This window comes from Methylobacterium isbiliense (assembly GCF_022179325.1).
Classification (GTDB): Bacteria; Pseudomonadota; Alphaproteobacteria; order Rhizobiales; family Beijerinckiaceae; genus Methylobacterium; species Methylobacterium isbiliense.
On record NZ_BPQQ01000018.1, the window covers coordinates 113,384 to 128,115 of the forward strand.

Consider the following 14,732-nt stretch of genomic DNA (forward strand, 5'->3'; position numbering starts at 1 on the left):
GTCGCCCAGGCGACGCCCCGGCGCCCGGAATGTTTCAGGCTGCGGTCATTCGGACGCAGGCGGCGCCCGCCGGGCGGCATCCCGCTGCAGCTCCTCCGGCAGGAACGTCGCGGCCTTCTGGCGCGCCACGATGTCGGGAAGGCCGACCGGCCTGTCGTCCCAGGCGTCCACGCCGACGTCGCAGGAGCGGCGCGTGTCCGGCAGCGTGCCGTGGGTGTGCCCGTAGAGGTGGCGCGTGCCCCGCCACAGGCCGGGCCACGCGCGGTGGGCGTAGTGGGCGAGGAAGAGGCGGCATTCCCCGCCCGCCCCGTCCGCCACCCGGATCCCGGCGCTCTCGACGGGCGGATCGGCCCAGGGCAGGCCGAGCACGCGGTTGGTGTCGTGGTTGCCGCGCACCAGCCGCTTGATGCCGTTGAGCCGCGAGAAGATCTCTCGGCAGCGCCCCCGGCTCGCCCCGGCGGCGAAGTCGCCGAGATGCCAGACCTCGTCGGCCCCCGACACCGTCTCGTTCCAGAGCCGGATCAGCGTCTCGTCGTGCTCCTCCAGGCTGCCGAAGCGCGCGGCCCGCTGGCGCAGGACGTGGGCATCGCCGAAATGGGTGTCGGCGGTGAAGAAGGTCGCCATGCCGATCGCGACGGGGTGGGGCGCGAACGGCTAGCGGCCGGCTCCACCCTCGTCGAGGAAGGCCTGCACGGCCCGGAACAGGTCGAGGCGGTTGCGCTCCATGACGATGGTGTGGGTGCCCTCGCCGAGTTCCACCATGCGCTTCGTCGGCGCGTTGACGAGGAGCGGGAACAGGGTCTGGCGCATGGAGGCGGGCGTGTCGCGGTCCCATTCCGCCGCGACGAGCAGCACCGGCACGGTGATCCTGGCCGGATCGTAGACGGGCTTGCCCGCGTTCCAGAACTCGGCCGTGTCGGCCACGGTGCCGTTCGGCGCGCGCAGGAGCGGCGGATCGGACTTGGCGCTCTCCGGATCGCTCGCCCAGGTGGCGTCGGCCCATTGCTCGAACCAGCCGGCCGGAATCAGGCCCGCCTTCTTGTCCTCCGGCACGCCGTTGAGCCAGCGCTCGCGCGCCTGGTCCTTGCGCACCGTGCGGTAGGCCGGGATCGGCCCCGGACCGGTCTGGACGAGGCTCGGCGTGGTGCGGAGCCATTGCGGCGCGTAGAGGACGAGGCGCTCCACCTTGCCCGGGTTCTGCGTCGTGTAGGTCGCCATGATGGTCGTGCCCCACGACCATCCGATCAGGCTCAGCCGCTCGATGTTGCGGCGTTTGAGGATCGCCTCGACCGCGCTGCCGACATCCTTCGCGGCGGTTTCCGTGCGGGCGATCGGCGGGTTCGCCTCCGGCCGCTCGGCCATCGCGGGCGGCCGGGTCGAGCGCCCGTAGCCGCGCACGTCCACGAGGTAGACGTCGTAGCCGCGCGCCGCGATGTACTCCATCCACGACTGGCCGCCGAGCGGCAGGTCGAAGGCGGTCTCGGCCGGGTAGGTCGAGCCGTGCACGAACAGCACCGTGCGCTCGGGCCGGAAGCTCGTCATGTCGGCCGGGCGCTTGTTGCGCACGTAGAGCGAGAGGCCCGGCTCGCCGGCCGGCACCATCATCTCCTCAGTCACGAGCCGCGGCCCGGCCTCCTGCGCCGCGGCGGCCCCTGCGAGGAGAGCCGCGCCGAATGCGGCGCCGAATGCGGCGCCGAGTGTGGCGCCGAGTGCGCGTGGCCGCGTCCGGCCCGATCGTGTCCAGCCCATGCGTTCCTCCCTGTCGTCGTTGCGGGAGAATGTCGGGCTGCGGCGCGCCCCGGCAAGCGGCCGGGGCCGCCATTCGTGTTGGACAGCCGCGGCCCGCGCCACCATGATCCGCCCCGCGCCGCCGAGGACCCGTGCCCGAGGACCTTCCTCCCATGACCCCCTTCACGTTCCAGACCTGCCCCAACATCCTGTTCGAGGCCGGGGCCTCGGCGAAGCTGCCGGAGATCGTCGCGGCGCTCGGAGCCCGGCGGGTGCTGCTCGTGACCGACCGCGGCGTGCGCGGGGCGGGGCTGACCGAGCGGGCGGAGGCGGCCCTGGCCCAGGCGGGCCTCCATCTCGGCGTGTTCGACGAGGTGGAGGCCGACCCGCCCGCCGCGGTGATCGAGGCCGCCACCGCGCAGGCGCGGGCCGGGGAATGCGACCTCGTCCTGTCGATCGGCGGCGGCTCGGCCCTCGATACGGCGAAGCTCGTCGCCTACCTCGCGCGCAGCCACGACCGGCTCGACGACATCTACGGCGTCGGCCTCGCCAGGGGGCAGCGCCTGCCCCTCGTCCTCGTGCCGACCACCGCCGGCACCGGCTCCGAGGTGACGCCGATCTCGATCGTGACGACGCCCACGAGCGAAAAGAGGGGCGTGGTGTCGCCCCGCCTCCTGCCCGACTGGGCGGTGCTCGACCCCGACCTGACCCTCGGCCTGCCGCCCGCCGTCACGGCGGCGACGGGCATCGACGCGATGGTGCACGCCATCGAGGCCTATACCAGCCGCCACCGCAAGAACCCGATCTCGGACCAGCTCGCCCGGCAGGCGCTGGCGCTGCTCGCCGGCCACATCCGCACCGCCTGCCGGGACGGAGGCAACGGCGAGGCCCGCGCCGGGATGCTGCTCGGCGCGATGCTCGCCGGCATGGCCTTCGCCAACGCCCCCGTGGCGGCGGTGCACGCGCTCGCCTATCCGATCGGCGCGCTCTTCCACGTGCCCCACGGGCTCTCCAACGCCCTCGTGCTGATGGGCGTGATGCGCTTCAACCTGCCGGAGGCCGCGGGCCTCTACGCCGAGCTGGCGCCGATCCTCGATCCCGCGGCGGCCGGGCTGCCGCCGGCGGAGGCCGCCGGCCGCTTCGTGGCGGCGCTCGACGCGCTCTGCCGCGACTGCGCGGTGCCTGCCTCCCTGGCCGCGGTCGGGATCGGCGAGGCGGACCTGCCGCGGCTCGCCGCCGACGCGATGAAGCAGACGCGCCTCCTCGTGAACAACCCGCGCGAGGTCACCTTCGCGGACGCCTTCGCGATCTACTCTGAGGCCCTCGACGGCCGCGCCCGGCCGGTGCCCGCCGCCGGGTGAGGCGGCGGCCGCTCTGCCGGCGGCCTCTCGGCCGGCGTGCGCATAACCCGCGCTTAGGGCTTTGCGGCTAGGCCTGTCCGCAGTGCCGCGGCGAGCGCCTCCGAGTGACCATCGTCCTCACCTTCATCTGCAATGCGGGCCTCAACCTGCTGCTCGGCCTGATGGTGGCGGGCCTGCTCGGGCCGGCGGAGTACGGGCGCTTCGCGGTCGCCTCGATGGCCGCCATCCTGGTGAGCACGGCCCTGTTCGACTGGCTGCGCCTGTCCACCACCCGCTTCGCGGGGGGCGGTGCGGCGCCGGGGGCCTCGCTCAAGGCGAGCCTGGAGGCCGGGTACGGCGGCCTCGCGCTCCTCGTCGTCGGCCTGAGCCTGCTGGCGCACGCCGTCGGCCTCGGGGTCGCGGGCGTGCCGGTGGTGGTGGTCGCCATCATGGCGGTCGCGAACGCGCGGTTCGAGTTCCGGGCCGCGGAGGCGCGGGCGCTGTTCCGCAACCGGACCTATCTCGGGCTCGTCGTGTCGAAGAACGTGCTCGCGCTGGTGCTCGCGGTGGCGGCGGCCCACCTGCTCGCCAGCGCGGCCTGGGTCATCGCCGTCCTGGCGCTGAGCGCCGTCGCGGCGGCCCTGACCGCCCGTGCCTCCCTCGACCGCGAGCCGGCCCCGCTTTCGGCGGCGCGGCGCTCCGCCATCGCGGCCTTCGCCCGCTACGGCCTGCCCATCGTCGGGGCGAACCTCGTCTATCAGGTGATCATCCTGGTCAATCGCGGCGTCGGGGCGGAGGCCCTGGGGCTGGCCGCCGCGGGGCAGCTCTCGCTCGCCACCGATCTGACGGTCCGGCTGCTCCTCTCGGTGGGGGCGGCGCTCGACGCGTTCCTGTTCCAGCTCGCGGTCCGGCGCCGCGCCGAGGACGGGGAGGCGGCGGGCCACCGGCAGGTCGCCAGCAACATGCTGATCGTCGGCGCCGTGCTGTGCTTCCTCGGCACCGCCTACGTGGTCGCCCTGCCGGCCCTGCAGGCGCTCTTCATCCCGGCGGCCTATCGCGGCGCCTTCGGCGAGCTCAGCACCATCCTGGTGCCCGGCATGGTCGCGTTCTGCTTCGGGCAGTTCGGCCTCAACCCGATCTTCCAGCTCTCGGGCCGCACCGGGATCCTGATGGGCAGCGCCCTCGCGGCGCTGGCGGCGGACCTCGCCCTCGTCTGGCTCCTGTCCCCCTGGGCGGGGGCGGCGGGGCTCGCCCTCGCGCATACCGGCGGGCTGCTCGCCGGGGCGCTCGCCGCCGCATGGCCGGCCGCGCGGGCCCGGGCCTGCTGGCCCTCCGGGCGCGACATGCTCGCGGTGGGGCTCGCCGCCGGCGCGATGGCGGGTGTGGCGTGGCCGCTGAGGAGCCTCGACGCGCCCTGGCTGGCGCTGGCCGGCGCCGGCCTCCTCGGCACCCTGGCGTATGGCGGCGTCCTCATCGGGCTCGACGCGGGCGGGCTGCGCGGCTGGCTCGGGCGGCGGCTGACCGGGACCGGAGCCGTCCTGCGGGCGGGCGACGCCGAGATGGAGGCGCGGTGAGCATGGACAGGTTGGCGGTCATCATCGCGACGCGGGGCCGCCCGGCCCTGGTGCGCGCAATCGTGGACTGGCTCGGGGCCCAGACGCGTCCGGCCGAGCGGATCATCGTGGTCGGCACGCAGCCCGCCGACATCGCGGCGCTGCCCGAGGACCGGCCCGGCCTCACCGTGCGGATCGGCCCCGCGGGCCTGCCGCGCCAGCGCAACGACGGGCTGCGGCTCGCCGGGGACGCCTACGACGGCATCGTCTTCTTCGACGACGATTTCGTGCCCTCGCGCTTCTGGCTGGAGAAGGCCGTCGACACCTTCCGCGCCCACCCGGACCTCGCCGCCCTCACCGGAACGCTGATCGCCGACGGGATCAAGTCCCCCGGCATCGCCCTCGACGACGCGCTGGCGCGGGTGGCCGCGCACGATGCGGCCCTGCCCCGGCCCGGTGCCGGCCTCGACGGCCGCTTCGGCCCCTACGGCTGCAACATGGCGTTCCGCACCGCGGCGATCCGGGGCCTGAGCTTCGACGAACGGCTTCCGCTCTACGCGTGGCTGGAGGATTCGGATTTCGGCGGGCAGATCCTGCGCCGCGGCGGGCGCACGGCCCGCGCCGAGGCGCTCCGGGGCATCCATCTCGGCCACAAGGCGGGCCGGGAGCAGGGCCTGCGGCTCGGCTATTCGCAGATCGCCAACCCCCTCTACCTCGCCGGCAAGGGCACGCTGCCGCTTCCGGTCGCGGCCAACCTGATGCTCCGGAACGTGACGGCGAACATGGTGCGCGCGCTCGCCTCCGAGCCCTACGTCGACCGGCCGGGCCGCCTGAAGGGCAACGTCGTCGCGCTCCGCGACATCCTGCGCGGCCGGCTCGCGCCGGAACGCGTGACGCAGCTCTGAGCGCCGCCGTCAGCCGGCCTCCGGCGGGTGCAGGCGCGGCGCCGGCCGGGTGAAGGTGCGCCGTCCCCGCTTCAGGCCGAACAGGACCGGACTGACGGCGCAGACCGCCTCGGCGGCGTCGGCGGCGTCGAGCACCACGAGATCGGCCGGCCGGCCCGGCGCGATGCCGTAATCGGCCAGGCGCATCAGCCGCGCGGAGGATTCCGTCACGAGGTCGAGGCAGCGGGCGAGGTCTTCGGGCGCCGCCACCTGCGCCACGTTGGCGTAGAGGTTCGCCATCCGCACGAGCGAGCAGTCGCCGTAGGGCGTGAACGGGTTGAGCACGTTGTTCGTCGAGATCGAGCAGGTGACGCCGAGCGCCGCGAGGCGGTGGGCCGGCGTCACCCCGCGCGGCACGGAATGGTCGTGCTCGCGCCCGAGCAGGAACAGGTCGGTGGCGGGCAGCACCGTGACGGCGACGCCCGCATCCGCGAGGCGCCGGGCCGCCGCCGCGAACGCCTCCGGCGGCAGCGCCGAGAGCTTGGTGACGTGGCCGATCGCCACCCGCCCGCCATAGCCGTGCGCCACCGTCTGGCGGCAGACCTCGTCGAGGCGCATCCACGACGGGTCGAGGTCGAAATCGAGGTGGAAGTCGATGTCGACGCCGTAGGCCTGCGCCAGCGCGAAGATGCGCGCCACGTGCCCGTCGGCGTCGCGGTCGGTGTAGGGCACGCCGCCGATCAGGTCGGCCCCCTCGTCGAGGGCGGCCACCAGCACCTCCTCGCAGCCGGGATCGTCGAGCAGCCCCTCCTGCGGGAAGGCGCAGAGTTCGAGGTCCACCGCCCAGGCGTAGTCGGCCTTGAGGCGCTTGAGCGCCCGGAGGCTGGTGAGCCCGATGCGGGGATCGACCTCCACGTGGGTGCGGATGCGCGTGGTGCCGTGGGTGATCGCCCGCTCCAGCGCCGTGCGGGCGCGGGCATAGACGTCCTCCTCGGTGAAGTCGCGCTTGGCCCGCGCCACCGCGGCGAGCGCCTCCTTCAGCGTGCCGCCGCCGCAATCGCAGCGGCCGAGCAGGCAGGCCTTGTCGAGGTGGAGATGCGTCTCGACGAAGCCCGGCACGACGAGGCGCCCGCCGAGATCCTCGGCCGGCACGTCCGCCCGCAGGCCCGGCTCCACGGCGACGAAGCGCCCGGCGCGCACCGCGATGTCCACGCGCTCGTGCGGCCGCCCGGGCAGGCGGGCATTGGTGAACAGGTGGTCCAGGCTCATCGGCGTCAGGCGCCGGAGGCGGCGCGCGAGAGGATGCGCTCGGCGCTGTCGTTCCAGACCTCCTGCGATACGATCAGGCCGTCGCGGATCACGAAGCGGTCGACGTAGCGGTTGCCTTCGAAGGGCGTGCCGTCCGGCCATTCGCCGTAGAGCGTGCCCAGATTGTAGACGACCGTTTCCTCGGGGCCCGGCACGACGTCGTTGCGCAGGATGCGCTTCTTGACCCAGCGGTAGCGCGCGGCGTTGAAGGCCGTGGCCTCGCCCGGATGCCCGAACAGCCGGCCGCCCGTGAACACGATGCGCACGTCCGGCGCCATGAAGGCCGCGGCGGCGACCGGATCGGGGCGCATCGAGGCCTCCAGGAAGGCATCGACGATCCGGGCCGCGTCGGCGGAGGCCTGCGCGGGATCGGTGGGTGTCGGGCTGGCGAGCGGCTGGGTCATCGGCGCCTCCTGGCGCGAGGATACCGCGGGCCGTCCGCAGATTGTATACCGTTTTGTGTGCAGATCGTGCCCGAAGCTTGGGCAGCCGCCGGGCGGGTGGACGCGGGTTGGCGACGCGGGGCCGGGTGGGCGGAACCTGCCGTGCCGGACCGGCTGGCGGACAGGCCGATCGCCACGGGCGCCGCCCGCGAAGGTGAAGCGCGGAACTGCTCTCTCCCGCACGGGAGAAGGGGTCTGCCCGCCTCTCGCGGCGCGCCCCGCGCGCCCATCGCACACCCGAATCGTATATGCTTGGCACGAAACCTGCTGCGCGGCCCGCATGACCGCGATCGCCTCGCTCCCCCGTGCCCCCGACGCGCCGGCCGACCGCCTCGGCGCCAAGGCGATCGAGCTGGAGGACGCCGCCGTCACCTTCGGGCGCGGGCCCGCGGCGGTGGCGGCGCTGGCGCCGACGACGCTCGACATCCGCGCGGGCGAGTTCCTGGCCCTCGTCGGCCCCTCCGGCTGCGGCAAATCCACGATCCTGAAGCTCGCCGCCGGGCTGATCCAGCCCAGCCGCGGGGCGGTGATCGTCGGCGGGCGCGAGGCGGGCGCCAAGGCGCTGCGCATCGGCATGGCGTTCCAGAACCCGACCATGCTCCCGTGGCTCACCATCGAGCGCAACGTGATGCTGCCGCTGCGGATCGTCGAGCCGTTCCGCTCGCAGTTCCGGGCCAAGCGGCGCACGGCCTTCCGCGACCGCGCCCACGCGCTGCTCGATCAGGTCGGGCTCAGGGCCTTCGCCGGCCACTATCCCTGGCAATTGTCCGGCGGCATGCTCCAGCGCGCCAACCTGTGCCGGGCGCTGATCCACGAGCCGCAATTGCTGCTGCTCGACGAGCCGTTCGGGGCGCTCGACCAGTTCACCCGCGAGGAATTGTGGGGGGTACTGCAGGACCTCTGGATCGACCGGCGGCCCACCGTGCTGCTCGTGACGCACGACCTGCGCGAGGCGGGCTACCTCGCCGGCCGCATCTGCGTGATGAGCGCGCGGCCCGGCCGCATCCTCGACGATTCGCCCGTCGCCTTCGCGCGTCCGCGCACCGTGGCGATGACCTACGAGCCGGATTTCGTCTCCCTCAACCACCGCCTGCGCGACCTCATCGTGAGCGCGCGCGCCGGGAGCGCCTGACATGGAGCGCGTGCGCCAGCGCCTGTTCGCGGTCCTGCTGATCGTCGGCTTCTTCGCCGCCTGGGAGGTGCTGTGCGTCGCGCTCGGCGTCTCGGACCTGATCCTGCCGCGCCCGAGCCAGATCCTCGCCACGCTGATCGCCCGCGCGCCCGTGCTGTGGCCGCACATGCTCCAGACGCTCGGGACCACGATGCTCGGCTTCGCGCTCGGCGTCCTGACCGGGCTGGTGATCGGGGCGGTCATCGGCGTGTCGCGGCTCGCCTACGACACCGCCTACCCGCTGCTGATCGGCTTCTCGTCGATCCCGAAGGTGGCGGTGGTGCCGATCTTCGTCCTGTGGTTCGGCTCCGGCACGGTGCCGGCGGTGCTCACCTCGCTCGTCATCTGCTTCTTCCCGATCGTCGTGAACATCGCCACCGGGCTCGCCACCACCGAGCCGGAGCTGGAGGACGTGCTCAAGGCGCTCGGCGCCTCGAAGCTCGACATCCTCTGGAATGTCGGCCTGCCGCGCACAATGCCGTTCTTCTTCGCCTCGCTGAAGGTCGCGGTGACCTACGCCTTCGTCGGCACCGTCCTGGCCGAGACCGTGGCGTCGAACCGCGGCATCGGCAACGTGATGATGGCCGCCTCCTCCAATTTCGACGTGCCCCTCGCCTTCGCGGGGCTGTTCATCCTCGCGGGGCTCGGCATCGCGCTCTACGCCGCCTTCTCGCTCGTCGAGGCACGGGTGACCGGCTGGGCCACGCGCAAGCGCGAGATCGCTGTCTAATGCCGGCGGTCATTGAAAATGACCGCCGGTTCGATTCTCGATCATTCGTCAAATCTCTGATTTGGCGACGAAACATCGAGACGTCTCAACGGCCCTGTCGATCCCGGTCTTGCCCGGGATCGAGATCGATGCGTCAGCATCTTGGGCCGTTGGTATAACCACGGGAAAGCGCCCGCGGGCGCGGATCACGGGAGTTCCGACGATGTTCCTCCGCCTCGCCGCCACGCTGGCGCTGTGCCTTGCCGCGGGCACGGCCTTCGCGCAGACGAACGTCAAGTTCACGCTGGGCTGGAAGACCCAGGGGAGCGACGCCGCCTTCTTCCTCGCCCGCGACAAGGGCTACTTCAAGGAGGAGGGCCTGAACGTCGTGATCGACCAGGGCGAGGGCTCGGGCGCGACCGTGACCCGGATCATGGGCGGGGCCTACGACGCGGGCTTCGGCGACATCAACGCCATCATCCAGAACGCCGCGACGCGCCCCGCCGACGCGCCGGTGATGGTCTACATGCTCTGGAACCAGCCGCCCTTCGCGATCGTCTCCAAGGCGGCCAGCGGCATCAGGACCCCGAAGGATCTCGAGGGCCGGACCGTGGGCGGCGCGCAGGGCACCCCCACCACCCGCATGCTGCCGGTCTTCGCCAAGACCAACACTCTCGACCTCGCCAAGATCAAGGTCAGCAACATGGCCCCGAACCTGCAGGAGCCGATGCTCCTTCAGGGCCAGATCGACGCCGCGCTGGTCTTCAACATCACCAGCTACTTCAACCTCGTGCTGAACCGGCAGGATCCCGACAAGGACTTTTCCTGGATCAAGTTCGGCGATTACGGCCTCGATCTGTACTCGAACGGCGTGATGGTGTCGCAGAAGCTCATCAAGGAGAACCCGAAGGCCGTGGCCGGCCTCGTGCGGGCGATCAACCGGGCGGTGATCGAGATCGGCCGCGACCAGGATCTCGGCATGGAGGCCGTCGTCAAGTTCGACAACCTCGTCAACGCCGGCGTGGAGAAGCGCCGGCTGCAATATTCCTACGACACGCTGATCGTCTCGCCCGAGATGAAGGAGATCGGCGTCGGCGACCTGAAGGACGACCGCCTCAAGCGGGCTATCGGCCTCGTCGCGGCGGGCTACGATCTGCCGCGCCAGCCGGAGCCGGGCGAGGTCTTCTCCCGCCAGTTCCTGCCGCCGAAGGCCGAGCGGGAGCTAGTCTACGTGAAGAAGTAGGACGGGGGAGGGAGCCATGATCGTCGCCGGCGAGGCGCTCCTCGGCCCCGACCTCGCCCACGCGCCCGGCGCCGCCCTGCGGCTCGACGGCGACGCGATCGCGGCGATCGCTTCGATCGCGGCCATCGACACCGGCGCGTCAGGTACGGCGGGACCGCGCCGCCTCGTGATGCCGGCGCTGGCCAACGCGCACGACCACGCCCGCCCGCTCTCGCTGACCTCGTTCGGGGCAGCGTTCCTGCCGCTGGAGACGTGGCTGCCGCGCTCGATCCTGGCGACGCCGCCCGAGCCCTACCTCGCCGCGGCGGCGCCGCTGGCGCGGGCGGCGCGGGCGGGCTGCGCCGCCGTGATGGTGCACTACACCCGACCGAGCGGCGCGATGCCGCTCCTCGACGAGGCGGGCGAGGTGGCCCGGGCCGCCCGCGACGTCGGGGTGCGGCTCGCCTTCGCGCTCGCCGTGCGGGACATCCACCCGCTGGTCTACGGCCCGGAGGAGGAGGTGCTCGCTGGCCTGCCGGCCGCGCTGCGCCGCGAGATCGAGGCCGCCTTCCTGCGCCCGGGGATGCCGCCCCACGCGTACATCGCCCTCACGGAGGCCATCGCCGCGGCGATCGAGGGACCGACCGTGTCGGTCCAGTTCGGGCCGGCGGGCGTGCAATGGTGCAGCCGCCCGCTCCTGGAGGCCATCGCCGAGCGCTCGGCCGCGACGGGCCGGCGCGTGCACATGCACCTCCTGGAGACGCGCTACCAGCGCGACTGGGCGCGGCGGGAATTCCCGCAGGGGATCGTGACCTACCTGCGCGAGATCGGCCTGCTCTCGCCGCGGCTGACGCTGGCGCACGCCACCTACGCGGACGAGGCCGAGCGGGCGATGATCGCGGAGGCCGGCGCGACGATCGTCACCAATTTCAGCTCGAACCTGCACCTGCGCTCCGGCCTCGGCCCCATTCGGGAGGCCCGCGCGCAAGGGTGCCGGGTCTGCGTCGGCCTCGACGGCCTCGCCTTCGACGAGGACGACGACATGCTGCGGGAGATGCGGCTGGTCCAGGCGGTGCACGGCCCCTGGGGCTTCGACGGCCCGGACGACCGCCGCCGCTTCCTCGTGGAGATAGTGGCCGCGGGCCGCGCCGCGCTCGGCGCGCCGGGCGACGGCGCGCTGGCGCCCGGCGCCCCCGCCGACCTCCTCGTCCTCGACCTCGACGCCCTCGACCGCGACGCGATCCTGCCCGTCGCGCCCCTCGACCTCGTCTTCGCGCGCGCCACGGCGGCGCATGTGCGCGAGGTGGTGGTGGCAGGCCGGCGCATCGTCGCGGAGGGCCGCGTCACCGGCCTGGATCTGCCCGCCGCCGAGGCCGAGCTGCGGGCGCGCTACCGCGCCAGCGTCCCGCACCACCCGCTCCTGCGCGCGTGGCCGCGCTACGAGGCCGCTTTGCGGGACTGGTACGCGCGGCGGATCGGCTGCGGGTGAGGCTCACGCCTGCGTCATCGTTCGTGCCGGACCGATCACGATTGAGGTCTGAACGCAACGAGCTTGCCCGGACATCGTGGGCGATCCTCAAGCGCCGGATCATCGGCATCCGCCACTGGGCTTCGCCGAAGCATCTGAGCCGCTACGCTGCCGAGAGCACCATGATGACGATCCCGGCCGATCACGCTGGCTCCTACTCCTCCGTATAGCGCCGCAGAATATCGGACAGGTCCGTGGTCTTGGGCGAAGGCGCGATCAGCGCGCGGGCGACGACGCCCGAGAGGTGGGCGTCCATCACCGCCACCGCGCGGGCGGCGTCGCCCGCCTCCAGGGCCGCGATGATCTCCCGGTGCTCGTTCACGCCGCATTCCGAGGAATGGGGGCGGCTGTAGAGGGTGAGCGTCAGGCCGCAGCGCCACACCACCTCGCCGACGTAGCGCGCCAGCACCTCGCTGCCGGTCATCTCGGCGAGCAGCACGTGGAACTCGGTGGCGAGGCGCACGGATTGCGGCTCGTTCACCCCTCGCGCCCCGTCCTCGCGCGCGGCGTGCTCCTTGAGGCGCGCGACTTGGTCGGGGCCGAGGCGCCCGGCGAGGCGCTCGACGACGAGGCGTTCGAGGGCGAGGCGGATGGCGAAGATGTCGCCCGCCTCCTCCCAGCTCGGGCGCGCGACGCTCGCGCCCCGGTTGCGCCGGATCTCGACCAGCCCCTCCGCCGCGAGCTGCCGCAGGGCGGTGCGCACGATGGTGCGGCTGACGCCGAAATTCGCCCCGATCGCGTCCTCGGGCAGCTTCGCGCCGGGCTTGAGCGCCTGCTCGATGATCGCCCGGCGCAGGGCCGCGTAGATGGCCGTGCCCCGGTCGGCGGGAGCCGGGACGCGCGGCCCCGTCAGGCGGACGATCTTGGCCGACGGTGTCGTCTTGGCCGTGGGTGTGGTCTTGGCGGAGCGCGGGGCGCGGGTCATGCGGAGGGCCGGGGAGGGGCGGGGTGCGTCCCTCCAGGCTCGGGCATTCCGGGCCGTCTGTACAGCCCGGCCCCTAGTCCTGGCCCTACTCCTTGACGGCGCCCGTCATGGCCGAGACGTAGTGCTCGACGAAGAACGAGTAGAGGATCACCAGCGGCAGCGAGCCCACCAGCGCGCCCGCCATCAGCGAGCCCCAGCGGTAGATGTCGCCGTCCACGAACTCGCTCACCACCGCCACCGGCACGGTCTTGTTCGGGGTCGAGGACAGGAAGGTGAGCGCGTAGATGAACTCGTTCCAGCACAGCGTCAGCGAGAAGATGCCGGCCGAGATCAGGCCCGGGACCGCCAGCGGCAGGATGATCTTGGTCAGGATCTGCCAGCGCCCGGCCCCGTCGATGAGCGCACACTCCTCCAGCTCGTACGGGATGGTCTTGAAGTAGCCCATCAGCAGCCAGGTGGAGAACGGGATCAGGATGGTCGGGTAGACGAGGATCAGCGCGAGCGGCGAGTCGAACAGCCCGTAGGCCTGGATGATGGTGGCGAGCGGGATGAACAGGATCGAGGGCGGCACGAGGTAGGCGAGGAAGATCGCGCCGCCGACCAGCGCCGCGCCCTTGTAGCGGATGCGCACGATGGCGTAGGCGGCCAGCACGCTGGCGAACAGCGACAGGATGGTCGCCGCCACCGAGACGAACATCGTGTTCCAGAGCCAGACCGGGTACTGCGTCTCGAACAGCAGCTTCGAGATGTGCTTGAGCGTGGGCGACACCACCCAGAACGGGTTGTAGGTGTCCATGTCGATGAGCTGTTCGTCCGGTTTGATGGCGGTCAGTGCCATCCAGTAGAACGGGAAGAGCAGCACCACCAGGATGATGATGAGGGGTATGTAGACCGTCACGATGCGCCGCGGCAGCGTGTCGAGATAGGCCATGCCCTCGGAATGGTCGGCGGTCGTCTCGGCCATCTGCGCGCTCCTCAGCCCGATTGCCACTTGCGGTTCTGCAGGCCGAACCACGAGATCATGATCGCCAGCATCAGGAAGGGCACCATGGCGGTGGCGATCGCCGCGCCCTCGCCGAGGCTGCCCGAGAGGATGCCGCGCTGGTAGGACAGCGTCGCCATCAGGTGCGTCGCGTTCACCGGCCCGCCGCGGGTCATGGCCCAGATCAGCTGGAAGTCCGTGAAGGTGAACAGCACCGAGAAGGTCATCACCACCGCGATGATGGGGGTGAGCAGCGGGAAGGTGATGTGGCGGAAGTTCTGCCAGGGTGTGGCGCCGTCGATGGTCGCGGCCTCGTAGAGCGAGGGCGAGACGGTCTGCAGCCCGGCCAGCAGCGTGATCGCGATGAAGGGCACCCCGCGCCAGATGTTGGCGAAGATCACGCAGGTGCGCGCCCAGGTGGGATCGCCCAGGAAGTCGATGTTGTGGTCGAGCAGGCCGAGATGGCGCAGCGACCACGAGATGATCGAGAACTGGCTGTCGAAGATCCACCAGAAGGCGAGCGCCGAGAGCACGGTCGGGACGACGAAGGGGATCAGCACGATCGAGCGGATCAGCGCCTTGAACGGCAGCCGCTTGTTGAGCAGCAGCGCGAGGTAGAGGCCGATGCCGAACTTCGCCACCGAGGCGATGGCGGTGTAGAGCAGCGTGTTGAACACCGAGAGCCAGAAGACGCTGTCGTCCCACAGCCACTCGTAGTTCTCCAGGCCCACGAAGGCGCCGCCCCGGCCGATGCGGGTGTCCGTGAAGGACAGCCAGATGCCCTTCACCAGCGGGAAGGCCAGGAAGAGGAGCAGGATCAGGGCCGCCGGCGCCATGAACCACAGGCCGAGCCAGCCGCGGCTGGTGCGCAGGCGGCTCCAGGCGGAGGCGCCCTCGCGGCTGGCAGCCGCCGGGCGGTCGAGGGCGATGTCGGCCATG

14 protein-coding genes are annotated in these 14,732 nt (G+C 72.2%); 7 read left to right on the forward strand and 7 right to left on the reverse strand.

Annotated features, from left to right (window positions below; all coding sequences use genetic code 11):
- Positions 1–45 precede the first annotated feature (45 nt).
- Together MFF61_RS08545 and MFF61_RS08550 are read right to left on the reverse strand one after the other, a co-directional pair.
- Positions 46–624: a metallophosphoesterase gene (locus MFF61_RS08545; protein WP_238234665.1), complete on the reverse strand. Its 579-nt coding sequence runs from the start codon at positions 622–624 to the stop codon at positions 46–48.
- 30 nt (positions 625–654) lie between these two features.
- Positions 655–1,749, reverse strand: coding sequence for an alpha/beta hydrolase (locus MFF61_RS08550; RefSeq protein WP_238234666.1), 1,095 nt, complete (start codon positions 1,747–1,749; stop codon positions 655–657).
- 152 nt (positions 1,750–1,901) lie between these two features.
- On the opposite strand from MFF61_RS08550, the gene MFF61_RS08555 reads away from it, so the two are divergent.
- From MFF61_RS08555 to MFF61_RS08565, 3 genes are all read left to right on the forward strand, one after another.
- The gene (locus MFF61_RS08555; protein WP_238234667.1) at positions 1,902–3,089 is read left to right on the forward strand and encodes an iron-containing alcohol dehydrogenase; all 1,188 of its coding nucleotides are present in this window, start codon (positions 1,902–1,904) and stop codon (positions 3,087–3,089) included.
- A gap of 104 nt (positions 3,090–3,193) precedes the next feature.
- Positions 3,194–4,642: a polysaccharide biosynthesis C-terminal domain-containing protein gene (locus MFF61_RS08560; RefSeq protein WP_238234668.1), complete on the forward strand. Its 1,449-nt coding sequence runs from the start codon at positions 3,194–3,196 to the stop codon at positions 4,640–4,642.
- A gap of 2 nt (positions 4,643–4,644) precedes the next feature.
- Positions 4,645–5,526: a glycosyltransferase family 2 protein gene (locus MFF61_RS08565; RefSeq protein ID WP_238234669.1), complete on the forward strand. Its 882-nt coding sequence runs from the start codon at positions 4,645–4,647 to the stop codon at positions 5,524–5,526.
- A gap of 9 nt (positions 5,527–5,535) precedes the next feature.
- Here the strand turns inward: MFF61_RS08565 and MFF61_RS08570 are convergent, their stop codons facing one another.
- Positions 5,536–6,774: an amidohydrolase family protein gene (locus tag MFF61_RS08570; protein WP_238234670.1), complete on the reverse strand. Its 1,239-nt coding sequence runs from the start codon at positions 6,772–6,774 to the stop codon at positions 5,536–5,538.
- Positions 6,775–6,779: 5 nt separating this feature from the next.
- The gene (locus MFF61_RS08575; RefSeq protein ID WP_238234671.1) at positions 6,780–7,217 is read right to left on the reverse strand and encodes a nuclear transport factor 2 family protein; all 438 of its coding nucleotides are present in this window, start codon (positions 7,215–7,217) and stop codon (positions 6,780–6,782) included.
- A gap of 319 nt (positions 7,218–7,536) precedes the next feature.
- Here MFF61_RS08575 and MFF61_RS08580 point away from each other — a divergent pair, with 319 nt between their 5' ends.
- The 4 genes from MFF61_RS08580 (at position 7,537) to MFF61_RS08595 (ending at position 11,847) form a co-directional block, all read left to right on the forward strand.
- Positions 7,537–8,388 (forward strand): ABC transporter ATP-binding protein, encoded by an 852-nt coding sequence (locus tag MFF61_RS08580; protein ID WP_238234672.1) that lies wholly within the window; start codon positions 7,537–7,539, stop codon positions 8,386–8,388.
- Position 8,389: 1 nt separating this feature from the next.
- Complete coding sequence (locus tag MFF61_RS08585; protein WP_238234673.1) at positions 8,390–9,157, forward strand: ABC transporter permease; 768 nt, start codon at positions 8,390–8,392, stop codon at positions 9,155–9,157.
- 202 nt (positions 9,158–9,359) lie between these two features.
- A complete protein-coding gene (locus MFF61_RS08590) occupies positions 9,360–10,379 on the forward strand; it encodes an ABC transporter substrate-binding protein (protein ID WP_238234674.1) in 1,020 nt (339 codons plus the stop codon).
- Positions 10,380–10,395: 16 nt separating this feature from the next.
- The gene (locus MFF61_RS08595) at positions 10,396–11,847 is read left to right on the forward strand and encodes an amidohydrolase family protein (protein WP_238234675.1); all 1,452 of its coding nucleotides are present in this window, start codon (positions 10,396–10,398) and stop codon (positions 11,845–11,847) included.
- Positions 11,848–12,040: 193 nt separating this feature from the next.
- On the opposite strand, the gene MFF61_RS08600 is transcribed toward MFF61_RS08595, so the two are convergent.
- The 3 genes from MFF61_RS08600 to MFF61_RS08610 all read right to left on the reverse strand — a co-directional run bounded on the left by MFF61_RS08600 (position 12,041) and on the right by MFF61_RS08610 (position 14,731).
- Positions 12,041–12,811, reverse strand: coding sequence for a GntR family transcriptional regulator (locus tag MFF61_RS08600; protein WP_238234676.1), 771 nt, complete (start codon positions 12,809–12,811; stop codon positions 12,041–12,043).
- Positions 12,812–12,896: 85 nt separating this feature from the next.
- The gene (locus tag MFF61_RS08605; RefSeq protein ID WP_238234677.1) at positions 12,897–13,775 is read right to left on the reverse strand and encodes a carbohydrate ABC transporter permease; all 879 of its coding nucleotides are present in this window, start codon (positions 13,773–13,775) and stop codon (positions 12,897–12,899) included.
- 11 nt (positions 13,776–13,786) lie between these two features.
- The gene (locus MFF61_RS08610) at positions 13,787–14,731 is read right to left on the reverse strand and encodes a carbohydrate ABC transporter permease (protein WP_238234678.1); all 945 of its coding nucleotides are present in this window, start codon (positions 14,729–14,731) and stop codon (positions 13,787–13,789) included.
- Between the last annotated feature and the right edge of the window lies 1 nt (position 14,732).

Excerpts from the sequence above, each read along its gene's own strand:
- MFF61_RS08610 (WP_238234678.1), bottom strand. The coding sequence starts at position 14,731 with ATGGCCGACATCGCCCTCGACCGCCCGGCGGCTGCCAGCCGCGAGGGC.
- MFF61_RS08590 (WP_238234674.1), top strand. The coding sequence starts at position 9,360 with ATGTTCCTCCGCCTCGCCGCCACGCTGGCGCTGTGCCTTGCCGCGGGC.
- MFF61_RS08605 (WP_238234677.1), bottom strand. The coding sequence starts at position 13,775 with ATGGCCGAGACGACCGCCGACCATTCCGAGGGCATGGCCTATCTCGAC.
- MFF61_RS08585 (WP_238234673.1), top strand. The coding sequence starts at position 8,390 with ATGGAGCGCGTGCGCCAGCGCCTGTTCGCGGTCCTGCTGATCGTCGGC.
- MFF61_RS08555 (WP_238234667.1), top strand. The coding sequence starts at position 1,902 with ATGACCCCCTTCACGTTCCAGACCTGCCCCAACATCCTGTTCGAGGCC.
- MFF61_RS08580 (WP_238234672.1), top strand. The coding sequence starts at position 7,537 with ATGACCGCGATCGCCTCGCTCCCCCGTGCCCCCGACGCGCCGGCCGAC.
- MFF61_RS08595 (WP_238234675.1), top strand. The coding sequence starts at position 10,396 with ATGATCGTCGCCGGCGAGGCGCTCCTCGGCCCCGACCTCGCCCACGCG.
- MFF61_RS08570 (WP_238234670.1), bottom strand. The coding sequence starts at position 6,774 with ATGAGCCTGGACCACCTGTTCACCAATGCCCGCCTGCCCGGGCGGCCG.
- MFF61_RS08575 (WP_238234671.1), bottom strand. The coding sequence starts at position 7,217 with ATGACCCAGCCGCTCGCCAGCCCGACACCCACCGATCCCGCGCAGGCC.
- MFF61_RS08545 (WP_238234665.1), bottom strand. The coding sequence starts at position 624 with ATGGCGACCTTCTTCACCGCCGACACCCATTTCGGCGATGCCCACGTC.
- MFF61_RS08565 (WP_238234669.1), top strand. The coding sequence starts at position 4,645 with ATGGACAGGTTGGCGGTCATCATCGCGACGCGGGGCCGCCCGGCCCTG.
- MFF61_RS08550 (WP_238234666.1), bottom strand. The coding sequence starts at position 1,749 with ATGGGCTGGACACGATCGGGCCGGACGCGGCCACGCGCACTCGGCGCC.
- MFF61_RS08600 (WP_238234676.1), bottom strand. The coding sequence starts at position 12,811 with ATGACCCGCGCCCCGCGCTCCGCCAAGACCACACCCACGGCCAAGACG.